The sequence below is a fragment of the Sulfitobacter sp. HI0040 genome, assembly GCF_001634885.1.
Taxonomy (GTDB): Bacteria; Pseudomonadota; Alphaproteobacteria; order Rhodobacterales; family Rhodobacteraceae; genus Sulfitobacter.
Map to the genome: position 1 here is coordinate 12,885 of NZ_LWEX01000037.1, position 20,982 is coordinate 33,866.

The 20,982-nt window shown below is 59.6% G+C and carries 18 protein-coding genes and 5 pseudogenes; 15 read left to right on the forward strand and 8 right to left on the reverse strand.

The genetic code is table 11. From position 1 onward, the window contains the following. Positions 1 to 14 precede the first annotated feature (14 nt). Entirely contained in the window at positions 15 to 647 is a 633-nt protein-coding gene (locus tag A3728_RS03905; RefSeq protein ID WP_067920481.1) for a glutathione S-transferase family protein, read from the forward strand. 54 nt (positions 648 to 701) lie between these two features. On the opposite strand, the gene A3728_RS03910 is transcribed toward A3728_RS03905, so the two are convergent. From A3728_RS03910 to A3728_RS03920, 3 genes are read right to left on the reverse strand one after another with little or no spacing between them, the layout of a single operon-like run. Beyond that, entirely contained in the window at positions 702 to 1,493 is a 792-nt protein-coding gene (locus A3728_RS03910) for a TniQ family protein (protein WP_067920454.1), read from the reverse strand. Beyond that, positions 1,490 to 2,371 (reverse strand): TniB family NTP-binding protein, encoded by an 882-nt coding sequence (locus A3728_RS03915; RefSeq protein WP_067920456.1) that lies wholly within the window; start codon positions 2,369 to 2,371, stop codon positions 1,490 to 1,492. Before A3728_RS03915 ends, A3728_RS03910 begins: the two co-directional genes overlap by 4 nt. 1 nt (position 2,372) lies before the next feature. Beyond that, the gene (locus tag A3728_RS03920) at positions 2,373 to 4,007 is read right to left on the reverse strand and encodes a Mu transposase C-terminal domain-containing protein (protein ID WP_150120631.1); all 1,635 of its coding nucleotides are present in this window, start codon (positions 4,005 to 4,007) and stop codon (positions 2,373 to 2,375) included. Positions 4,008 to 4,161: 154 nt separating this feature from the next. Here A3728_RS03920 and A3728_RS03925 point away from each other — a divergent pair. Next, positions 4,162 to 5,466: pseudogene (locus A3728_RS03925) on the forward strand (AMP-binding protein); the annotation flags it as partial. Between the two features lie 27 nt (positions 5,467 to 5,493). Further along, positions 5,494 to 6,654 carry a glycine cleavage T C-terminal barrel domain-containing protein gene (locus A3728_RS03930; protein WP_067920458.1) on the forward strand — a complete coding sequence of 387 codons (1,161 nt, stop codon included), beginning with the start codon at positions 5,494 to 5,496 and terminating at the stop codon, positions 6,652 to 6,654. A 215-nt stretch (positions 6,655 to 6,869) separates the two neighbouring features. Here A3728_RS03930 and A3728_RS03935 read toward each other — a convergent pair whose 3' ends face one another. Next, entirely contained in the window at positions 6,870 to 7,937 is a 1,068-nt protein-coding gene (locus tag A3728_RS03935) for a hypothetical protein (RefSeq protein WP_067920460.1), read from the reverse strand. Between the two features lie 227 nt (positions 7,938 to 8,164). Between A3728_RS03935 and A3728_RS03940 the strand changes: the two genes are divergently transcribed. Next, positions 8,165 to 9,061, forward strand: a complete 897-nt coding sequence (locus A3728_RS03940) for a recombinase family protein (protein WP_067920462.1) — start codon at positions 8,165 to 8,167, stop codon at positions 9,059 to 9,061. Here A3728_RS03940 and A3728_RS03945 read toward each other — a convergent pair. Both A3728_RS03945 and A3728_RS03950 read right to left on the reverse strand, forming a co-directional pair. Further along, positions 9,045 to 9,440, reverse strand: coding sequence for a PIN domain-containing protein (locus A3728_RS03945; protein ID WP_012187367.1), 396 nt, complete (start codon positions 9,438 to 9,440; stop codon positions 9,045 to 9,047). The genes A3728_RS03940 and A3728_RS03945 overlap by 17 nt on opposite strands. Continuing rightward, a complete protein-coding gene (locus A3728_RS03950) occupies positions 9,430 to 9,657 on the reverse strand; it encodes an AbrB/MazE/SpoVT family DNA-binding domain-containing protein (protein ID WP_009815510.1) in 228 nt (75 codons plus the stop codon). Before A3728_RS03950 ends, A3728_RS03945 begins: the two co-directional genes overlap by 11 nt. A 313-nt stretch (positions 9,658 to 9,970) precedes the next feature. On the opposite strand from A3728_RS03950, the gene repA reads away from it, so the two are divergent. The 3 genes from repA to repC all read left to right on the forward strand — a co-directional run bounded on the left by repA (position 9,971) and on the right by repC (position 13,584). Continuing rightward, positions 9,971 to 11,158 (forward strand): plasmid partitioning protein RepA, encoded by a 1,188-nt coding sequence (repA, locus tag A3728_RS03955; RefSeq protein ID WP_067920464.1) that lies wholly within the window; start codon positions 9,971 to 9,973, stop codon positions 11,156 to 11,158. Next, on the forward strand, positions 11,155 to 12,171 hold the full coding sequence (gene repB, locus A3728_RS03960; protein WP_057821967.1) for a plasmid partitioning protein RepB: 1,017 nt from the start codon (positions 11,155 to 11,157) through the stop codon (positions 12,169 to 12,171). Before repA ends, repB begins: the two co-directional genes overlap by 4 nt. 177 nt (positions 12,172 to 12,348) lie before the next feature. Continuing rightward, positions 12,349 to 13,584, forward strand: a complete 1,236-nt coding sequence (repC, locus tag A3728_RS03965) for a plasmid replication protein RepC (protein ID WP_067920466.1) — start codon at positions 12,349 to 12,351, stop codon at positions 13,582 to 13,584. 131 nt (positions 13,585 to 13,715) lie between these two features. Here the strand turns inward: repC and A3728_RS03970 are convergent, their stop codons facing one another. Further along, complete coding sequence (locus tag A3728_RS03970; RefSeq protein ID WP_067920467.1) at positions 13,716 to 14,918, reverse strand: Fic family protein; 1,203 nt, start codon at positions 14,916 to 14,918, stop codon at positions 13,716 to 13,718. 278 nt (positions 14,919 to 15,196) lie between these two features. On the opposite strand from A3728_RS03970, the pseudogene A3728_RS03975 reads away from it, so the two are divergent. The 7 genes and pseudogenes from A3728_RS03975 to A3728_RS23950 form a co-directional block, all read left to right on the forward strand. Then, positions 15,197 to 15,682 (forward strand): annotated as a pseudogene (locus A3728_RS03975) (hypothetical protein). A gap of 40 nt (positions 15,683 to 15,722) precedes the next feature. Further along, a complete protein-coding gene (locus A3728_RS03980; RefSeq protein WP_067920469.1) occupies positions 15,723 to 16,661 on the forward strand; it encodes an ArdC family protein in 939 nt (312 codons plus the stop codon). A gap of 23 nt (positions 16,662 to 16,684) precedes the next feature. Continuing rightward, the gene (locus A3728_RS03985; RefSeq protein ID WP_067920471.1) at positions 16,685 to 16,894 is read left to right on the forward strand and encodes a DUF6330 family protein; all 210 of its coding nucleotides are present in this window, start codon (positions 16,685 to 16,687) and stop codon (positions 16,892 to 16,894) included. Between the two features lie 87 nt (positions 16,895 to 16,981). Next, positions 16,982 to 17,371, forward strand: a complete 390-nt coding sequence (locus A3728_RS03990) for a DUF3768 domain-containing protein (RefSeq protein ID WP_067920473.1) — start codon at positions 16,982 to 16,984, stop codon at positions 17,369 to 17,371. 154 nt (positions 17,372 to 17,525) lie between these two features. Continuing rightward, the gene (locus tag A3728_RS03995) at positions 17,526 to 19,508 is read left to right on the forward strand and encodes a ParB/RepB/Spo0J family partition protein (protein ID WP_067920475.1); all 1,983 of its coding nucleotides are present in this window, start codon (positions 17,526 to 17,528) and stop codon (positions 19,506 to 19,508) included. Between the two features lie 72 nt (positions 19,509 to 19,580). Then, positions 19,581 to 20,174, forward strand: a complete 594-nt coding sequence (locus tag A3728_RS04000; RefSeq protein ID WP_067920477.1) for a regulator — start codon at positions 19,581 to 19,583, stop codon at positions 20,172 to 20,174. Further along, positions 20,174 to 20,242 (forward strand): annotated as a pseudogene (locus A3728_RS23950) (DUF6927 domain-containing protein); the annotation flags it as partial. The gene A3728_RS04000 and the pseudogene A3728_RS23950, both read left to right, overlap by 1 nt. A gap of 26 nt (positions 20,243 to 20,268) precedes the next feature. Here A3728_RS23950 and A3728_RS04005 read toward each other — a convergent pair. Further along, positions 20,269 to 20,622 (reverse strand): annotated as a pseudogene (locus A3728_RS04005) (integrase core domain-containing protein); the annotation flags it as partial. Positions 20,623 to 20,759: 137 nt separating this feature from the next. On the opposite strand from A3728_RS04005, the pseudogene A3728_RS04010 reads away from it, so the two are divergent. After that, positions 20,760 to 20,982, forward strand: a pseudogene (locus A3728_RS04010) (IS110 family transposase); the annotation flags it as partial.

Below are 20,982 nucleotides of genomic sequence, written 5' to 3' on the forward strand. Positions count from 1 at the left end.
TGCTGGAGAATGTCATGAGGCTTTACAACGCGAACTTCTCACCGAATGCGCTGCGTGTGCGGGCGGTGGCGCACGAACTGGGCGTGGAACTCGAAATGGTCGAGGTCGACATCCGTGCCGGGGACAACCGTGCGGCGGAATTTCTTGCCCGCAATCCCAATGCAAAGGTGCCTGTTTTGGAGGACGGGAATTTCGTGCTCTGGGAATCCCGGGCGATCTGTGCCTATCTGGCCGGGATCCGGCCCGAGGCGGGGCTCTATCCTGATGGCCTCAAGGCGCGGACCCTCGTCGATCAGTGGGCCTGGTGGCAAGCCATCCACCTTGGCCCGGCGATGCAGAAGTTGTCCTTTGAGCTGTTCCTCAAAGAGAAGTTCGGCATGGGCGATCCTGATCCGACTGTGGTCGAAGCGGAACGGAAAGCGACCGACCAGTTCCTTGCCGTTTTGGAAACCGGACTCGACGGTAAGGATTGGATCGCAGGCGCACTCAGCCTTGCCGACTTCTATCTGGCAACCACATTCATGTATCGCGACCAAGCGGGGATTTCGCTGGACGAATTCCCCAGAGTTGCGGGCTGGATCGGCCGGCTTGAAGCGCGTGACAGCTGGCAGAAGGCCATAGCACCGCTTCTTAAGCTCTTCGCCTGATATCGCGTTGCCCTTAAATCTGAGACGAGATGCGATTGACGGCAGTCTTTGCCCTTAATTGCGAGATTCGGCTGTCATGGGGCCTTTGCTTCTCGCGCGCCTTTGCGCGATTTGATCTACCGCGGCAAGCAGACGTGGCTCCTTCCCGAAGGCGCGCAAAAGAGCAACCTTTGCATAGTCGTCGATGCCGGAGCTTGAGATGGCCGCTTTGATCAGTGGACGAGATTGGGCTGCATCAATGGCAGCAAGGCAGAACAGCCTCACTTCCGGTTTGTGGCTCTGAAGAGCAAACAACGGCCCCCCGTGGCAGCCCTTAAGTGACATGGCAAAGGTGACCGCGCGCATTGCGCGCCGAAGTTGCTTGGGGCTGCGTGATCGCGCGGCGCACTCAAGCATCCCTGCCCCGCGGCGTGCTCGGTAGATCAGTTTGTCGGGTATTTGTTCGTCACCTGTTTTGCCAAGGGTCTGCACAAGTCTCGTTCCGCAAACCCGACAGTCGAATGCCCAGGCCCGCCTCCAATGCCTGAGCGAAAGGCCCTTTCGGGAGCATTGCAGACAATGCTGGAATGGCATCTGGGCCGTCAGCGAGGCTTCGCGTGGCGTCATGGCCGGAAAGACCAAAGCCTGTAAAACATCTGGGGCGACCCGTGCGGCGTTGGCTATCTTCTCCGCCGTTGCCGCGTCGATGCTGAAGTCCAAGGCGGTGCCATGCGTGGTATAGATTTCGATATGAGCCAGCAGTTCGGTGTCATCACAGTAGTTGGCCGCAGCCAGCCGGGACAGCCAACCTGACAGCAACTCGTCTGGCAGCGGCGCGACAGTCTTGGGCAGCGAACGCGGCTTCACAGCCCGGACATCTCGAGCCGCCGATGGGCCTTCGCATGGCGCGACCAAACCGGGGTCCATTTTGCGATTGCGTCATCGGTGATGCATTCATCACCTGTGACAATGGCGTCGATGGAAAGATCCTTGATCAGCGCGAAGATACGCGAGGTCACCCCACCTGTAAGCGCCAGTATCTGCTTGAGCGACTTGACCTTCAGATTGGATTTCTTCTCGAGGGGCATTGCCGCGATGAGTGTCTGGATCATGTCCGAGAACTCGGCATCGTCGCGCCAGTTCGGCAGGTGATGTTCATCCAACCGCCTGGCAAGCTGGATATCACCACGGATGGCATCGACGGCTTCGCTGACCCCGAGGCAGACCAGCGACACCTCGAGTTCATTGCTGAGATACCGCAGAACATTAAGAAAGCGGCGCTGTTCGCGGTGGGTCCCGGCCAAGAGGTTGTGAACCTCATCGATCATGATCATCCGTAGGCCAAGGTCGCGCAGGAGCGCGATGACGCGGACTTCGAGGGAAGCCACATTTTGAGCGCGGGCGCTCAGTGCCGTCGCCGGGGCGCCGACGGCGGCCAGGATGTGCAGGTAAGACCGCCGTTCGTCAGGTGCGGGCGGCGCTTGCAACAGCAGAAGCGGTGTGCGGGTGATGCCCGACGCCGGATCGTATTCCGGTGCGTACTTGCGCGACAGGTTTCGGGCGATCATCGTCTTTCCGATCCCGGAGGCACCATGTACAAGAAGCCCAGGCATACGGGTTTGCCGTGGCGCTTCGATCATGCCCTGCAAGCGGTCCAACACCTGTTCGGCCCGTGGAAAGCCGATCCAGATATCCGATTGAATGAGGGCGATCCGACCGTCTTCCTCAGTTGTCCCTGCCCTCAATTCACCATCTCTCCACCTTGAACAACGGGCGCGATGTATCACCCGTATCGATCGCGCGCAGCCCTTCGGTTGACGAGACGGCCGAGTTGGCACCCTCCAATGTCCCTTTTCTTTCACGGGACCTGCGTTCGGCCTTCGTCAGGCCCCGGCTTTCTGCTTCGATCTGGCGTTGCTGTCGGATCAACTCAGCCAGAACCAGCTCATTGGACCCGGACTTGCCAAGGGCACGAGCCTTCCTCATGGCTTCGCGGTATTCCCAGAGGGTCACTGGCGGAATTTCCAGGTTTCTGTACCGCGCCTCAACATACCGGCCATCGTCCAGTTCGACCCAGATCATTGAGATATCACGAGGATCGTAGCGAACGACCACCTTTCCATCCCCGCGCCCGATGTGGCGTGCAAGGGCATCGGACCAGTATCTTATCTGGAACAGATGGATGCCGTCACGCCGGATCTTGCGCAGTTCGCTTGGCAGGAAGCTCACCCGAAAGGCTTCTATTTCAAAGGGAATGTCGCCCATCATTTGCTCTGAGAGCGCCTCCCATTTGGCAACAGGGGTACAGCCAAGACTTGAATGAATGCTGTTGTTGTATCGGCAGATTTCCAAAGCAAACCAACGATTGAACTCGCTCAAGGTCATCGTGGCCATGCCTTCGGCATCATAGTCGCCCTTGGTCGCGACGGAGGATTGCGTTGTTCCCGGCAACAGGTGAACGGCCCCCATCATCGTCCCGATCAACCGTTCGATGTGACCTCCGAAGTGAGGACTTCCCGGCGGCCGATAGACCAGATTTATCCCCCATTCCGCGCATGCCGACCGAAAGGCCCGCGACCGGAAATCGCGGCCATTGTCGGCGTGGAGGCTGAGCGGTTTGCCCTGTGCGGGCCAAGGAATATTGCACTCCAATTCCGTCAGAAGTTCTGCCTTGGGGGCAACCGCATGTGTCAGGCAAAGCGCCACTGACAGTCGCGAAGGCGCCTCGAGAGAAGTGTAGTATCCGGTTACCATCCGCGTTGCGATGTCGATCGCCAGCGTGACCCAAGGCCGCCCAATTGGTTGGCGTTCAAAGCTGTCGACAAGAATGATGTCCGCCGGCGTATGATCAATTTGGACGATCTCCAGTGGCACACTGGCCTTGTTCTCACCTGTGACCGGCGCAAATTTCTGGCGGGCCACCTTTGCGCCCTCTCGTGCCTTCGCAACCTCGCGGGCATCCATCGCATCCAGACGACGCTGAACTGTCCGACGCGTCGGCGGTTGCAAGCCCTGTTGCCAGCACGCGCTGCGGATTTCTGTCACGACGCGCGACAGGCTCGAACGCTCCCGGCGCAAGAAATAGCGGCGAAGGTGCTCTTCGATCACCGCTTCGACCTTGCTGGATATCAAGGCTGTACCGACTGGACGGCCCCGTTTCCGCGGAGCCAGGGCACTGGTGCGTCCACCTTCTTCGACCAGCCGCTTTATCCAGCGCCAGACCGTCGCCCTGCTGACACCAAGCTCCCAAACGGCGTCATTGATGCCACGTTCCAGACTGCCAGTACCTTTCAGATATGCCTGAACAAGCGGACGCAGCACAACGGCCCTGCGCGCCTCTTCAGCACCAACGGCAACGGAGTCTTCGCCATCACTATCCATCGATACTTGCCGCACATGTCTGTGAACCCTGTCTCAGATTTAAGGGCAAAAATATCGGAATTAAAGGCAAAATCTCATATTTAAGGGCAAAGCATAGCCGTTGATTGCGTTGGATTCCTCATCTCAAAATTAAGGGCTACGCGACACCCGGCTTGATGCTGGAACCATCGCCTATATTCTGGATCACGGCGAAGCGAAGGTGCTGCTGGTCGATGCCGAATTGTCGGCTATGGCTGCCGAAGCTGTCGCCCAGTCAGGCCAAGATCTGCTGGTCGTGGATATCGAAGATACTCAGGGGCCGGGCGGCGTGCGGATCGGCACATTGACCTATGACGAATTACTGGCCGAGGGTGACCCAGACTTTGCCTATGCCTTGCCCGAAGATGAATGGGATGCGCTGGCGCTGAACTATACCTCGGGCACCACAGGGCGGCCCAAGGGCGTGGTCTATTCCCATCGCGGGGCCTGGACCAATGCGGTCAACAATGTAGTCACCTGGGAAATGCCGCATAATCCTGTTTATCTGTGGACGTTGCCGCTGTTTCACTGCAACGGCTGGTGCTTTCCTTGGACAATCACCATGCTGGCCGGCACCCACGTATTCATGCGCGCGCCGCGTGCCGATGCCATTTACGACGCCTTCGCAGATCATAGCGTGACGCATCTGTGTGGTGCCCCCATCATCATGTCGATGATCACCGGGGCCTCGGAAAAACGGGCGTTTTCCCAGAAAATAAAAATGATGACTGCCGCCGCGCCGCGCCCCGCGAGCGTGATCAAGGGCATGGAAGCGATGGGGATCTCCATTACACATGTGTACGGACTGACCGAAGTGTATGGCCCTGCGGTGGTGTGCGCCGAAAAGCCCAGCTGGGCGGCGCTTCCCCCCGGTGAACAGGCCGAATTAAAAGCCCGACAGGGCGTGGCCTATGAGCTTGAGGAAGACGTACTGGTGCTGGACCCCGAGACCGGCACACCCGTCCCGTGGGATGGCGAGACCCTGGGCGAAATCGTGTTTCGCGGCAATATCGTCATGAAAGGATACCTGAAAGCACCCGAAGAAACGGCAAAGGCCTTCAAGGACGGCTGGTTCTGGTCCGGCGATATTGCGGTGCAGCATGCCGATGGCTATATTGAGATCCGCGACCGGTCCAAGGACATCATCATCTCGGGCGGAGAGAACATCTCCTCCATCGAGGTGGAAAAAGCGCTCTATTTACATCCTGCGGTCGGCCTTGTCGCCGTTGTGGCAATGCCCGATGAAAAATGGGGCGAAGTGCCCTGTGCCTTTGTCGAACTTTCAGGTGAGGCGACCGAAGAAGAGCTGTTGGCCCATGCCAAGGCAAATCTTGCCGGTTACATGCGCCCCAAACAGGTTATTTTCGGTGAGTTACCGAAAACCACAACCGGAAAAATCCGCAAGAACGAGTTGCGCGATCTGATCCGCACGAAACGCTGACCCCCTATCGTAAACTGGAAAACTCTCATGAGCACGAACCACGAACTCAGCTTTGCCAATTTCAGCTTTGGCACTCAGGTCCGAAAATCGCCTTACTCTGACGCGGCATTGCGTTGGGGGGCCAAGGGGTTTTCGGTCTATAACCACATGTATATTCCTCGCGATTTCGGGAGCCACGCACAGAATTTCTGGAACCTCGTCGAACAGGCGATCCTATGCGACGTGTCGGTCGAACGCCAGGTTGAGATCAAGGGGCCAGATGCCGCAAAATTTACCCAGTACCTGTGCGCGCGCGATCTTTCGACCTGCAAGGTCGGGCAATGCAAATATGTGTTGATCACCGATCAGGACGGCGGGATCATCAATGATCCGGTCCTTCTAAAACTGGCGGAGGACCATTTCTGGCTTTCCATCGCAGACAGCGATGTCATTCTTTGGGCGCGCGGGGTTGCCGTAAATGCCGGTATGGACGTCGAAATCTCCGAACCCGATGTATCGCCGCTTCAGCTTCAGGGGCCCAAATCCCGGGATATCCTGAAGGCGTGCTTTGGCGAGGCGCCGACTGAACTGAAATATTACCATTTCATGGAATATGACTGGCACGGCGTACCGCTGGTCATTTCGCGCACGGGCTGGTCCAGCGAGTTGGGCTACGAGATCTTCCTGCGTGACGGGTCCGCTGGTAATCGTCTTTGGGAATACATCATGGACATTGGCACACCGATGGGACTCAAGCCCGGCCACACGTCCAGCATTCGCCGAATCGAAGCGGGCATGTTGTCCTATCACGCCGACATGAACCTCGCCAACAACCCGTTAGAGCTCAACCTCGACCGCTTGGTCAGCCTCGATATGGAAGCTGATTTCATCGGCAAGAATGCAGTTAGAAGGATCAAGGAAAATGGCGTCAAACAGCGTCTGGTCGGCATGGAGATCGACGGCGATCCGTTCGTTGGCACCAACGATTTCTTCTGGCCACTGATGAAGGATGGTGCCCAGATTGGCACGGTCACCTCGGCGGTCTATTCGCCGCGTCTGAAGAAGAATATCGCGCTTGCCATGCTGAAGGTCGAGCATGCCGACATCGGGACCGAGCTTGTCGTGGACAAGCTGGGCGAAACACGAAGTGGTGTTGTAGTACCGATCCCGTTCTATGACCCGAAAAAGGCACTTGCTGCAAAAAGCTAGTCAATAGCGCGGCACAGGATAGGCGTGCTGTGCCGCATGCGTACCAGATAGTTTTTGGTTCGCGGCTCGTTAATCCACAGTTTCAAAAATACCGCGCTACGCACGAATGGCATGAAACGACGCAGCCTGTGACCTCCGTCTCTGATAAATGCTGCACCCTACGCGAATGTCTGATTTCCCCGTAAGGCCGGGTTGGCGCGAGGCTAGTAAATTACCTAGATAATGATCCGCCACATTCGATATCGCCCCTGCCCTGTTACTTCGCGGATCAAACCGCGTGCCTCCATCCATGCCAGATTGCGCTGAACGGCGGCACGGCTAGCTCCGGTCATGGTCTCAGCCGTTGGGGCGGAGACCAAGGGCCACTGGGAAAAAGTATTTCGCAAGGCGCTCGGCGTGCGGCCAGACAATCGCGCCATGACTTTTTCTGCTCGCCCGGTCCACGCTTCAATATCGTCAAGAGTTCGCATCGCCGTTAGTGTCGCGCTTTCCATGCCCTCCAACCAGCGGGCCAGACGTTCGGGTGGCAAGCCCGAGCCACGCAGCCCCCTTGCCCCGCCCATGGCAATCGGCGCGAAGATGGCGCCGGTGTCATCGCTTGCCGCGATCCTGGACGCGGTGACGGCGGCTTCCATGTGGTCGCCGTGCTGCCCGAGGCCCGCCAGACTCCAGAGATTAAAGCTCATGCACGCCCGAGTGATGGGGTGGAGATCGGCTGCGGCTGTCATTACGTCCAGCCATCCGCCCGCGCGATCTTTGAGACGCTCGGCACTGTCTTCGATGTTCTCGGGGTCGCGGCGATTCAGGAAGGCGGCCAAGTCAGCCTCCGGCCCGGGACCGCCTGTCAGGCGTCGAACAGCCCATCCAACTTTTGCCAGGGCATTTGGGTCATCCTGTGCACCTGACAGCCGCATCGATATCCAGAGCGCCAGACGATCAGAACTCACCCGATCCCCGTTGAGCCAGCTAAGATCCGCCGCCTCGATCAGAGCGAGGCGATGCCGCCAGCCTTCCGGCCCACGCAGCAGCCGGTCATCCAGCGCTCCCAGGCGTCCAGCGACCCGTGCCAGTCGCGCAGCGTGAACGCCTTCTGCCTTTGCCCAGTCTTCGATGACAGCAGTGTCGGGCGGTTCGGCACGTGGCCCGGGAGGCAAATCATCTGGTTCTTCATCGAGTGGTCCCGGCAGAAACCAGAGATCCTCTTCGTGAGCCTCTTCATCCTCCTCGATTGTGTTGAGGGGGTCATCGAAATCATCATTCAAGACGGATGCTTGGGGCTTCATATGTGCAAAATACTGTTCTTTTGCACATTACCCAAGTGATTTTGTGGCGGTTGCCTTTGCTCTTTGTTTAGTATGCGCGCGCGACTGCCAGTGGAACCTCTCAGATCGCGCTCAGCGCAAGGAAACCAAGGGTTTTTTGACGAGCACTACGAGAGAGCACCTGCTTGCATTCGTTTACAAACGGTCGTTTAGTGATGGCACCTTAAACTGCAAACGGCCCCGTTTTCATGCCCCTGATAGGCTACGCCCGCGTATCGACAGAGGATCAGACCCCCCTGCCCCAGTCTGAGGCCCTGCAAACTGCGGGATGCGTCGAAATCCATGAAGAGCACGCCTCAGGCGGCAATCGCGCGCGTCCGGTGCTTGCTCGTGTACTCGAGCGTGTCCAGAGCGGCGACACGCTGGTTGTCGTTCGGATCGACCGGCTGGCGCGGTCTCTCTCACATCTGCTGGAGGTGATCGAACGGCTGGAGGCCAAGGGGGTGTTCTTTCGTTCCATTCAGGACCCGATCGACACCGGATCCCCGCAAGGCAAGTTTACGCTGCAGGTTCTGGGCGCCGCGGCCGAGTTCGAACGCGCTCTGATCCGCGAACGTACCAAGGCGGGGCTGGCGAGCGCCCGTGCCAAGGGCCGGGTCGGCGGGAACCCGGGCCTACGCGCCCGCGATCCAGCGGCGCTACGCAAGGTGCGGCTCGCGCGGCAAGACGGCTACATGGAGCGGCTGAACGAGACGGCTCAAGACTGGGTGCCCCATGTGCGCCGGTTGCGCCCCGACTTGGCCTGGGAAGACGTTGTGCGCATCATCAACGGCCCCCTGCCCGAGGCGCGTCGCTGGACCCAAAGCCGTCTCTTGCGCGCTGTGAAGGCCTATGTCCGCGACGGTTTCCTGCCTACCGAGGTGCTGGCCCGCGCTGGACGTCGCGAAACCGACGATCGCCTGCCTGCGATTGTTGCGGCCATCAAAGGTTCGGACCCGGATATCACGCTACAGGCGATCTGCGACCGGTTGGAAGCCATGCGTGAGCGGACTCCACGGGGACGTACAAGCTGGCAACCGTCATCCGTCAGGATGCTGTTGGAACGGGCGGAGCGACTTGGGTTGCTGGTCAGGCAAATGGATTGACGATGCGCAGCCGATCCTCGACCAGCAATCCGTCGTGCATGTCCTCAGTCCACAAAGTCGTGCACCCAGCGATCAGCGCGGCAGACACGATCATCGCGTCATAGACCGATAACTGGTACTTCTCTGCCAACGCGCGACCGACTTGATGGGTTTGAACCGTTAGGCCCTCGACAGGGCATACGGACGTAATACCCTCAAGAAACGCTCCGGTATCTTCCCAACTGAGCCCAGCTTTCCGTCGGCAATTGACCATCGCTTCGTTCAGGACCTGAACGCTGATCCGGGGTCCCTGCCCCAGAATTTCCTCCGCCCTCTCAGCCTTTGGACCATCGTCGAGCAGATAGAGCACAACATTCGTGTCTGCGAATTCAGCGCTCATGCGCGGCGTCGCGGCTTAGACGCGCGTCCTTGGGCAGTTTTCCGCGAAACCGCCTTAGCCCTTGTAGAACTTCATCGGCGCGAGGTTGGCGTCTCACAAGAATGGTTCCATCGTCCTTTACCAGGTCGACCTGATCGCCTTCCTTTAAGCCGAGTTCCCTCACAAGATCCGCGGGTAGCCGGACGGCAAGGGAGTTTCCCCATTTGGCAACTTGCATCTTGTTCTCTCAGGCATGGATAAACATCCAATAATGTATATCCAGAACTGTCAAAAGGCAAGCTCTGGTGCGCTCAAAGCCATGCTGGAGCCCTCCGACAAGAGTTCTCCCCTGTCCCTTTTCGTGAGATGCGGTGCGTTACACCATGCAGCAGGAAGCCTAACAGCCTTGTGTTCGGTGAGGACTCGCCCACTAGATGTGGAAAAACCTTGCGCGAATCCGACTCTTGCGCCAATAGTCACGGAAACGAGGCAAAAAACGTCAATTTCCGTGAACACGCCAAAGACGCGATGTCTCGGAAGCGAGAGGGCAGATGGATAATACCTTTGTGCATGAGGATCTCAACGCGGTGATCCGCCAGCATTCGGAATGGCTGGCGAACCAGTTGCATTCGCAACGTGAGAGCCTGTTTCCACCCGATGCCGAGAAGACCATGCGCAAATTCACCTCTGGTGAGGCTGCGGCGCTGCTCGGCGTAAACGATTCCTATCTTCGCAAACTCAACTTGGATGGCAAAGGGCCTTCTCCCGAGCTGACCGCCGGCAACCGTCGTCTTTACTCGGCGCAGGATATCCAGGCGCTGCGTGTGCTCCTTGAAAAAACCGCTCGCAAGCCGGGCGATTACGTTCCCGGACGACGAGAAGGTGATCATCTTCAGGTCATCGGCGTGATGAATTTCAAGGGCGGGTCCGGAAAAACAACAACCTCTGCCCATCTCGCCCAACGGCTTGCCCTGCGCGGATATCGTGTGCTGGGCATTGATCTTGACCCACAAGCTTCCTTCACCGCGCTGCACGGCGTTCAGCCGGAATTGGACCTCGAAGATGGCGGCACTCTCTACGATGCGATCCGCTATGAGGACCCGGAGCCGATCCGGTCGGTCATCCGCAATACCTATATCCCCAATTTGGACTTGATCCCCGGCAACCTCGAACTGATGGAGTTCGAGCACGACACCCCGCGCGCGCTGGCGCAGGGCAATGCCGGACTTTTCTTCTTCCGCGTGAAGGAGGCGCTGGCCCAGGTCGATGAAGACTACGACGTGGTCGTCATAGATTGCCCTCCGCAGCTTGGCTTTCTGACCATGTCCGCCCTGTCCGCGGCCACGGGCGTTCTGGTGACCATCCATCCAGAGATGCTCGATGTGATGTCCATGTCGCAATTCCTCCGCATGACAGCCGACCTCATGGACGTGATCGCCGAGAGCGGCGCTGACATGTCTCATGACTGGATGCGCTATGTTTTGACCCGCTACGAGCCGCAGGATGCGCCGCAGAACCGCATCGTGGCTTTCCTGCGAACAATGTACGGCGAAGCCGTGCTGAATTCGCCCATGTTGAAGTCCACAGCCATCTCAGATGCGGGCCTGACCAAGCAGACACTTTATGAAGTGGAACGCAGCGCGTTCACGCGTTCCACCTATGATCGCGCGATTGAGAGCCTGAATACGCTGAATGACGAGATCGCCGACCTAATCCAGAAAACCTGGGGGCGCACATGACCAGTGGCAAGAAGAAGCGCATGTCAATGCTGGACAGTCTCGCGGCAGCTGGGGCCCCCTCCCCTGCCCCTCAGACAGGTGCTGTGACACCGATGATGACCTCGAATCGCGCCCTTCGGTCCGCCCGCGACGCGGTCGATTCCCATCATGTTTGGGAACTGGACCCGGCGAGCATCGAAGACGGGCGTATGGCGGACCGGCTTGACCCGGCCGATGTACTGGATTTGCGCGATGCGATTGAGGCGAACGGTCAGACTGTTCCGATCCTCGTGCGACGTGCGCCGGGTGAAGATGATCGCTACCTTTTGGTCTATGGGCGACGCAGGCTGGAGGCGATCCGTCAGTCCGATAAGGTTACCAAGGTTCGCGCGTTAGTCACCAACCTGGATGACGACAGCGCTCTGCGTGCTCAGATTTCGGAGAACATGGGGCGGCGCGATTTGTCTTTTATTGAAAAGGCCCTGTTCGCAAAGGACCTAGTGTCGTCCGGCTTCGGAAATCAATCTCAGGTTGCAGAAATTCTTACCGTCACGAAGTCGTCCATATCTATGGCGATCGCGATCGCGGACATGGTCGGGCCGGATCTGGTACGCGCCATTGGCGCCGCCCATGGCATTGGCCGACCCCGATGGGAATCCCTTGGTCGGGCCATCGACGAGAATGGTCTGGACCGCGAGGACCTTATCGGGATCGCGAAAGAGGCACGTGAAAATGCCGAGACCTCCATGGTGGTGGATGACGTTGCCTCTACCAATGACCCGTCCATCCAAGCGTTCCTGGCCGTAGAAAAGGCTGTGACCAAGGCGATTAAACCGGCCAAGTCGCCCTCCCCTGCCCCACCTTCCAGCGTCCCGCTGAAGATCGGCGGCAAACGCGGCGGCACGGTCAAACGCACTGCCAAGGGCCTATCGATCGAGTTGGCGGGTGGAGACTTCGCCGATTGGGTCGAGACGCAAGTGCATGACATGATTGAAGACCTTCACGAACGCTGGAAGCAGCGGTCGGAAGACTGAGGAAGAGCAGAAATCAAAGAAGGAGGCACGAAAAGGCAAAAGAAAAGGTCCCGCAAAGCGATCGCTCCACGAGACCCTAACTTGTTTCTAGCACCTTCAAGGTAGTGTCCGGAGCTATTTTCCGCAAGTCCAAAGTGATTCGCGGACCGGGATATTTTTGTCTTTGTGAATGACAAAATGGAATACACGCCCGTAACGCCGTTCCGGCGAACGATAGATGCTGCCATCCTGAAACATCAGGCAGCGACCCAGGAAGACCTGCCCCCAGCCGGCGCCAACAAGTGGGAGGTCCTGAGGGAGCTCGCTGCCGCTCGAGTCGCGTTCGGCTTGTCCGATCGGGATTTGACGGTGCTTCAGGCGCTGGTCAGCTTTCACCAAGCGACAATTCTCGGAGGCAATGACAGCGAATTGATTGTACATCCGTCCAACAAGGCGATTTGCGAGCGCCTGAACGGCATGCCCTGCTCGACGATGCGGCGCCACCTCTCCAACCTTGTGCAGACTGGCTTTGTTGTCCGGCGCGATAGCCCCAATGGGAAGCGCTATGCCCGCCGCTACGGCGACGAAAAGGTTGCGTTTGGGTTCGACCTCTCTCCGCTCGTTCGACGCTTCCCGGAGGTTTGTGAGGCCGCTGAGACCGTCCGGGCCGCAGAAGAGCGGTACAAGCGCCTACGTGCCACTGTGAGCCTCATGCGGCGTGACCTCGCAGGGCTGGCCGAGTACGGGCGCTCACTTCGTCCGGATCAGGGCGTCTGGGACCAATTCTCTGATCTTGCGGCCCTAATGGCCCGAGATCTTCGCAGAAAACTCGAAATGGAAGACCTTAGGCGCATCGAAGACGCTTTGGGGTCAGCTTTAGACCACGCCCGAAGCCTTCTGGATGGCTGTGAAACAGAAAATATGAGCATCAATGATGCTGTTTCTGAGCAGCACTATCAGAATTCAAATAAAGACTCTTATGATCTTGAACCTCGCTTAGAAAAAGCGCGGAGCGGAGGCACTGTGCGCGAAACTCCAGAAGTTGCCAATAGTCCTCTGTGTTCTGAAGATGAGGGCAACTCAACGGCAACTATTGACGATCAACTGATGCCGAACATACCGCTTGGTCTCGTCCTCGCTTCCTGTCAGGAATTCAAAGCGTATTCCGAGCAGCCCGTGCGCCACTGGCACGATCTGGTCCGGGTGGCTGATGTGGTCAGGCCCATGATGGGTATTTCCCCGTCCGCGTGGGACGAGGCGAAACGCTATATGGGTCCCGAAGAAGCGTCTGTTGTGATCGTTGCAATGCTTGAACGGTTTGCGGATATCCGATCACCTGGAGGCTACTTGAGAACCCTATCTTCAAAGGCAGCAATTGGGGAGTTCTCCTGCGGTCCGATGATCATGGCCTTGATGCGGCGGGATGCTGCATGATGAGTTCACAGCTGTGAACTCGGCTGACAAGTAGGATAGCTCGGGATAGTTCGCAGCTGTGAACTTCTTTCCAACACGGTCAGAGGCTGCGCTCGCGGACTTGGCCAGAAACAGGGTGCTTCGGTTGCCAGTCACACGGGCATGTCACCATCTCCAAAGAGGTTTGGAAAGAGCCGCTCTCGATAATCCAACGGAAACGCCAAACGCACCGGCGTCTTCGGAGATGCGGAAGTCAGGTATCCGGCGGCGGTCAGTTTACTCAGCGTGTTGCGAGCGGTACGCTCGGATGTCTTGAGCACAATCTGCGCATCGCCTCGTTCCAGTGCCCCTTGCCGAAGAACCGCCGAGATGAGTTCCGGCGCTCGCTTGTCATCGATGGTATCTGCAACAAGACGACGATACCGTTGGTCAAGTCCGCCGAGATCGAACAATCTTGCTGAGAAGGTGATCTGGTCGAGCGTCACCTTTAGGAACCATTCACTAAACGTCTTCAGTGCCGCTTCTGACAGGTTCCCCCGTCCGTCGCGGTCTCCGCGGCGTGGACTGTCGGCCAGATCCATCATCCGTTTGTACTCGCCCCGATCGGTTAGCCCGCGGGCCAGCCCACGTGATACGGACCAGAGCCCTTGGCCACCAATCCCCGCTGTGAGAGCCATGGCATGAGACATCAGTCTGCTGACACGGCCGTTACCATCCGGGAAAGGGTGGATGTAGTTGAGCCGGTGATGCGCAGAGGCGATCGCGATGATCCGTCCGCTCGAAGACCGCGCCGCAATCTGAAATCGTTTGTCGAAATGGTCCATGAATGCCGCGACGCGCGACGATGAAGGAGGTAGGTGGCGCCCGACCGCAACTTCCCGATCATCATCCTGGCGCATGCGTCCCGGAACGATGGGCTCTTGTGTGCCGTCGGGATGTTCGATGACCCGAAACTCATCCGGCATCTCGTCGTAGAAGCTCTTATGGACCCAAGTCAGGAATTCGACGGATGTGGGGCGGGGCAGGGTGCCCTTGCGATGCATCTCGTCGATGGCCCGTTGAACGATGACGTGCGCCCGGGCCTCAAGGGCGAGGGGACGGGTTTCTTCCTCAAGCTCGGCACCGGCCAGCGCCCTTTCGATGTCGCGGGGGCGCGTGTTGTGTCCTTCGATCAGGTTGGAGTAGTAGCAGTTCATCACACGGACGAGATCGGCAAGTTCGGCTGCGCTGTCAGGATGCAACCCTTGTCCCAGCCCGGTGGCTTCCCTCTGGATGTCGACCGAAAGGTCTGCCAGTTCTGTGGGAATATGCTCCTCGAAGAAGCAGGGTTCGATCCTGGCGGGTGTTTCCAGCATTTTTGCCGATCTTCCATGTTTGCAAAGTAATTGAAAAATAAACACATTTCGTACTTTCAAGCAAGGTTTTGCCGATATGCGTTGCCGATCTTGCCTGCCGATCTGGAATTGCTGCATGAAATCAATGGCTTCGGCAGATGTGCCGGGCTTTTCGGTTTTGTTGTGTGCCCAAAGGGGCCGGAAAAAGAGAAAGTGTTCTTCGGGTTTTGTGACTGACGGATGAGGGCCTTTGGGGTCCCTCGGATGGGTCCGGGCCGGATTCCGGTCTGTCTTTCCTGATGAAGGGCATTCCGATGCAAACAGGTGTCTTGCGCGTGTTACGCGCGACCGCTGCCTCGTGGTGGCGACACAAGGAACTACGCCGAACCGGCCAGACGGGCCAGGCACTGCAGCTCGAGCGCGAGACCGTCCTGCGTGATCTCGGCTATCTCAGGCAGGCGGCGACGCTGCCGAATGCCCATGTGATCTGCGGAGAGGGCGGCACGTTCATCCATCTCGGTTGGACCACCGTCTCGACCCTCGCGCCGATCGAGCGCTTTCCCTTGGCCGCCCTCGCGGTCGCACGAGGGACCCCGTTCATCGATATCCGACCCGTCACTGATGTCATCGCATTCGCGAACCTGCCGCGGGTGGTGCGGGACGGATCGGGTGACCCTTAACCTTCGGGTTCCGGCAAGTCCGTCTCGCTGACCACCTACATCGACATGGTCGAAGGACTCGGCGCGAGGATCGTCAACGATCCGCGGTCCCGTCAGTCAACCTAGTCACCACTTCCTCTCACCAACACTCGAAAGGAGGCCAGCCATGGCCCGATCCCGCACGCCCAAATTCGATGCCTCCGAGGTCATCACAAACGAAATCATCCGCATCATCGAGCGCGGTGTCCTGCCGTGGCGCAAGCCCTGGACCGCAGGTGGCAGCTGTCGCCCCCTGCGCGTGGGCGGGGAACCCTACCAGGGGGTGAACAACTTCCTGCTGACGATGCGGACCGTGATGGCGGGCCACAGCTCTCCCTTCTGGATGACGTTGCCGCAAGCCAATGCGTTGGACGCAAAGGTCCGTAAGGGCGAGAAGTCTGCTGTCGTCGTTTATTACGGTCAAAGCCGGAAAGACGCGGGCGGCGAGGACGACGGCAGCGATGGCGATGATCGTTCCGAGGAAGCCCGTATCTTCCGCTTCCAGAAATCCTACCGCGTGTTCAATGCCTGCCAGATCGAGGGCTTGCCCGACAGCTTCTTCCCCGACCCGGAGCCCGCGCCCGAGCATCCGCCGTCCGAGCCCATCCCGCACATGCAGACTTTCTTTGATGCGATCGACATCACGACCGTCTTCACAGGAACGGAGGCGTACTATTTGCCGCCCGTGGACAAGGTCTACATGCCGTCCATCACGCGGTTCCAGGACCCGCGCAATTTCTACGGGGTCTGGGCCCATGAGCTCGCCCATGCCACGAAAGCCCCCCATCGATTGAACCGTGATTTCGGGTTCTCGAAGTTTGGCAACACGTCCTATGCGCGCGAGGAGATCGTCGCGGAATTGACCTCGGTGTTCCTGGGTCAGACGCTCGGCTTCACGGCGCATACGCTCGAGATGAATGCCGCCTACCTCCACAATTGGTTGCGCGTTCTTCGGTCGGACAAGGGTGCGATCTTCAAGCACGCCGCAGATGCACAGCGCGCTTGCGACTACTTGATCGCCAGATCGGAGGCGGGCAGGGCAGGGCGCAGCGCCAAAGCGGCCTGACCACACGGAGAATGGAGACTTCCATGTCATGCAAGGAACCCAAGACGCTGCGGGTGGCCTGCTTCAAAGAGGGCCGCCGCAAGATCATCACCTTCAAACGCGGCGCCTATTGGTGGAGCTCGTCCGAGGGCGCGTATCCGCTTTCGGCAGCGCTCGAGGCCATCACGGACCAAGGCGGCTGGGTCGAGACCATCCCCAACCCGAATTACAGACCCAAGGGTCTGTTCGGGTAGGGCACCTTCTCCTTCGGTCCTGCCGCCAAGCAGAAAAGAAAATGCGGGCTTTGAGAAGGGTGTTTCAACTTCTCAAAGGAGATCCCCATGTCCATGACCGTTCAACCCCTGCCAGACAGTCCGAATCCGACCGTGATCGCGGCGCAGAACGACGCGTTTCGCAAGCTCGCATGCCTCGGAGTGCCGCCCGCGCAGCCCATCCAAGGCCGCATGCATGTGACCCGTTCGCTCATGGAGACCGATGACGGCTTCATGGCCGAGGCGGTGAAGGCCACCGGTGAGTTTGCCACGTTCGAGCCTGAGAATGATCCCGAGGGATGGCACGATTTCGGGGCGGTCGAGATCCGGGGCGAGACCGTGTTCTGGAAAATCGATTTCTATGAAGCAGACTCGGATTTCCGCTACGGGGCTGAGACCCCGGATAATCCCGCCACCACCATGCGCGTGCTGACCATCATGCTGGCGCGCGACTGGTAGGGCAGGAGGGCTTCCCAAAGTGTCGATCTGAAAACTCAAGGCCCACTGACCCCTCAAAGGGAAAGTGGGCCTTTTGTCTTGGTGATCCCTGAAGCCGGGGATTGGTCACGCGCAAGCGCGCGGGCCGCATCTCACCCACCGAGAAGGACATCCCATGACCACAAGTTTTGCCCCCCTCACCGTCGCCATCGGCGATCTGGTCCGGCATCCCGCCAATGTGCGCAGCAACGCGCCGGAAACCTATGACCCCGAGAACATCGCCCATCTGAAGGCCAGCATCGCTGTGCTGGGTCTCCTGCAGCCGCTCCTGGTCCAGAAGCTTGACGGCAAATATGCTGTCCTCGCCGGTGGCCGGCGCCATGCAGCCCTGAAGGAGCTGATCGCCGACAAGGCCACCAAGGGGTTCACGGCGAAGACCAAGGTCGACTGCCGCCTTGTGCCGGAAGACTGCGATGTGACCACGGCGCTGTCGCTCGCCGAGAACATCACCCAGGCGCCGATGAGCGCCATCGACGAGTTCGAGGCCTTCGCCCGGATGATGGAGGTCGACGGCCAGACGCCCGAGACCATCGCAAAGACCTTCGGCACCACGGTGGCCGCCGTGAAAGGCCGGTTGCGCTATGGCCTGATCCACCCCGACATCCGCGCCGCGGCCCGTGCCAAGACAATCACGCTCGACACGATGAAAGCCTTTGCCGAACATCCCAGCCAGGAGGTGCAGAGTGAGGTCTTCGAGGCGCTCACGAAAGACGGCGGCTATCTGCAAGCGTATACGGTCCGGCAGGCGCTCAAATCCCGCGGGGTGCAGGTCAGCGATGATATCGGGGCTTTCGTGCGCGCGGAATACGAGGCGCGGGGCGGCGCTATCGCGGCCGATCTGCTGGAGGAGCATTCGGTGCTCGAGGATGCCGTGCTGGTCGAGACGATCCTGCTCGAGAAGCTCGGTGCCGCCGCCGAGGAGGCGCGCGCGAAGATGGGCTTCGCCTGGACCGATGCGATGATCCGCTATGACTACACGGCGATGGCCGACTACGGCCGCGTCTATCCCGGCCCGATCGAACCGGATGAGGCCGCCCAGAAGCGCATCGATGAGATCACCGCCGAACTCGAGAAACTGCAGCTCGAGATGGAGGATGAGGGGCTCGAGGACGGTGCCTACAATGCCCTTTACGACCGCGTGGACGCTCTGGAAGAGGAAGCGCGCGATCTGCAGGAGGCCTACAGCGCCGAGGACCTCGCGCGGTCCGGGGTGATCGCGTCGTGGCAGGGTGGGCAGATCACGCTCCATGTGGGCCTCGTCCGCCCGGAAGACACCGTCAAAGAGGAGGGCGCGCGCGGCTCCTCGGCCAATCCGACCGGGGAGGAGGCCCCGGACGCCGGCGAAATCACCTATCCAGCCTCACTGGCTGAGGACCTCAAGACCGAGCGAGCCATGGCGCTTGGGGCCGCGATGGCGCTGCATCCGGAAGCCACACTCGATCTGACGCTCTTCAAGCTGGTCAGTGACGTTCTGGCCAGCGGTATGAGTGTCACGCAGGCGATCAAGATCGATGCCCGCAAGGAATACCGCAGCCATGCCAAGATGGACGAGATCGACGAGACCTCGCTCGAGCAGGTGGCGGCGGCGCATGATGCGCTTGACCTTTCGTGGCTCGATGACACCCGCGCGCCCGCCGATCAGTTCGCGGCGTTTCGCGCGCTGGAGGCCGGCGAGAAGGCCAAGCTCGTGGCCTATGCCACGGCCAGCACCACGCAGTCCTGCTTCGCGCGGGACCGCCAGCGCGACAGCCTGATGCATGCGTTCGAGATAGAGATCATGCCCGACATCCGCGCCCACTGGACGCCGAATGCGGCCCTCTTCAACCGCTTCAAGAAGGCTTGGCTCCTGAAGATCCTCGGCGAGGATCTGGGTCTGGCCCAGGAGGCTGTGACGCTCGCCTCATCGAGCAAGAAGGAGATCGTCGCCTTCTGCGACAAGCTCTTCGCCGAGCCCTTCGCCACGCTCACGGACGCGCAGCGCGCTGCCGTGGCCGCCTGGTGCCCGCCCATGATGCAGACCGCCGGTGTCGCCTGTGATGAGGCGGAGCCCGCTGCGGAAACCCCCGAGCCTGACAGCGAGGTCGCGCAAGCGGCCTGAGTCCTCACGCGACCCGCGCGAGGCATTCCCCGCGCGGGTCGACCCTCCCACACCCAACCGAAAGACATCCTCATGGCTATTCTCAAGTTCTCTGCGTCCGCTGTTGCGGCACAGATCGCCCATGCGCGCGCCTGCAAAACCTTCCTGCCCAACTGGAACGGGCCCGTGGACAGGCCCGCCCTGATCCTGATCGTCGGCAATGGTGTGCATCTGCGCTCAAACGGCATCGATGGCACGACCACCCGAATCGTCACCACCGAACAGGCCGATCCCTCTTTCGCCTTCGCCGACGGCATGAACCCGTTTCGGGACACCGACTGGATGGCGCAGCGCCGCATGGCGTTTCGCGATCTGACCGGCCAGTTCTACACCGACATCCTGGATGACGTGCAGGTTCTCATCGACCGGGGGCGGGGGGCCATCCGGCTGGCCACCGATGGCCACAGCATCCGCGTCTTCGTGCGCCGGGCCTCGGACTATCTCATCGGCGGGACCTACGAGGTGCCCTCGGGCCTCGGCGGCACCTTCCGGGTCATCCTCAAGGATGCCTGCGACACCTTCGCGATCGTGCAGAACTGCGGCAATTGCGAGGATTTCGACGCGATGCAGCCCCACCGCGTGCCGCTCGATGCGCTGATGGAAATCGATGACCGGAGGGCGGCGTGATGGGTTGGCTCTTCTACACCGACGGCCGCGTCCAGACCTACGCGGATGAGAAAGCGGAGATTGCTCAGTGACCTGCCCCCCTTCGGTCCCTCGTTCATAACGAGAGTCTGCGGGTTTGATCTTGATAATCATGGGTTTCGGTTTGGGCAAGCGCGCCGGGCGCGGAGCCCTCAAATTGCTCAAGCGCTCGGCGCGCTTGCAGTGGCGTCTGGTTTCCGAGCGACGAATGCGGCCTGACGGCATTGTAGTCATATCGCCATAGCGCCAGCTTTCGCCGGGCATCGTTCAGGGTGTCAAAGATCTCCTCGTTCAATAGCTCGTCGCGCAGGCTGCCGTTGAACGACTCGATGAAGGCGTTCTGCTGTGGCTTCCCTGGGTCGATGTAATGCCACGGCACATCGTTCTGGTCGGCCCATTTCAGGATGGCCCGGCTTGTGAACTCCGTGCCGTAGCACGTCGGGAAGAGGCGCTTGTTTGAGGTTATGGCCATGCGCGCAGCCCTCAGATAGCGACGCGGGTGGCCATAACCGGGTCTCAGGTCTCAACAGTGGTTTTGCACAAACCACACCGCTGAGGAGACCGGCTATGACCGCCACCGATACTACTGCCTCGACCTTGTTGGTCGCCATCGACATTTCCAAGCACCGCCACGAGGTGCTGATTGGCGTACCTGGCAAGAAGCGCCGCCGTCGATTGACGATCACGAACACGCTCGACGACTTTCGGCGCTTGGCCGCCATTCTTATGGACTACGGTCTGCCCGTGAGGATCGGCTTCGAGGCAACCGGCAACTACCATCGGCCATTGG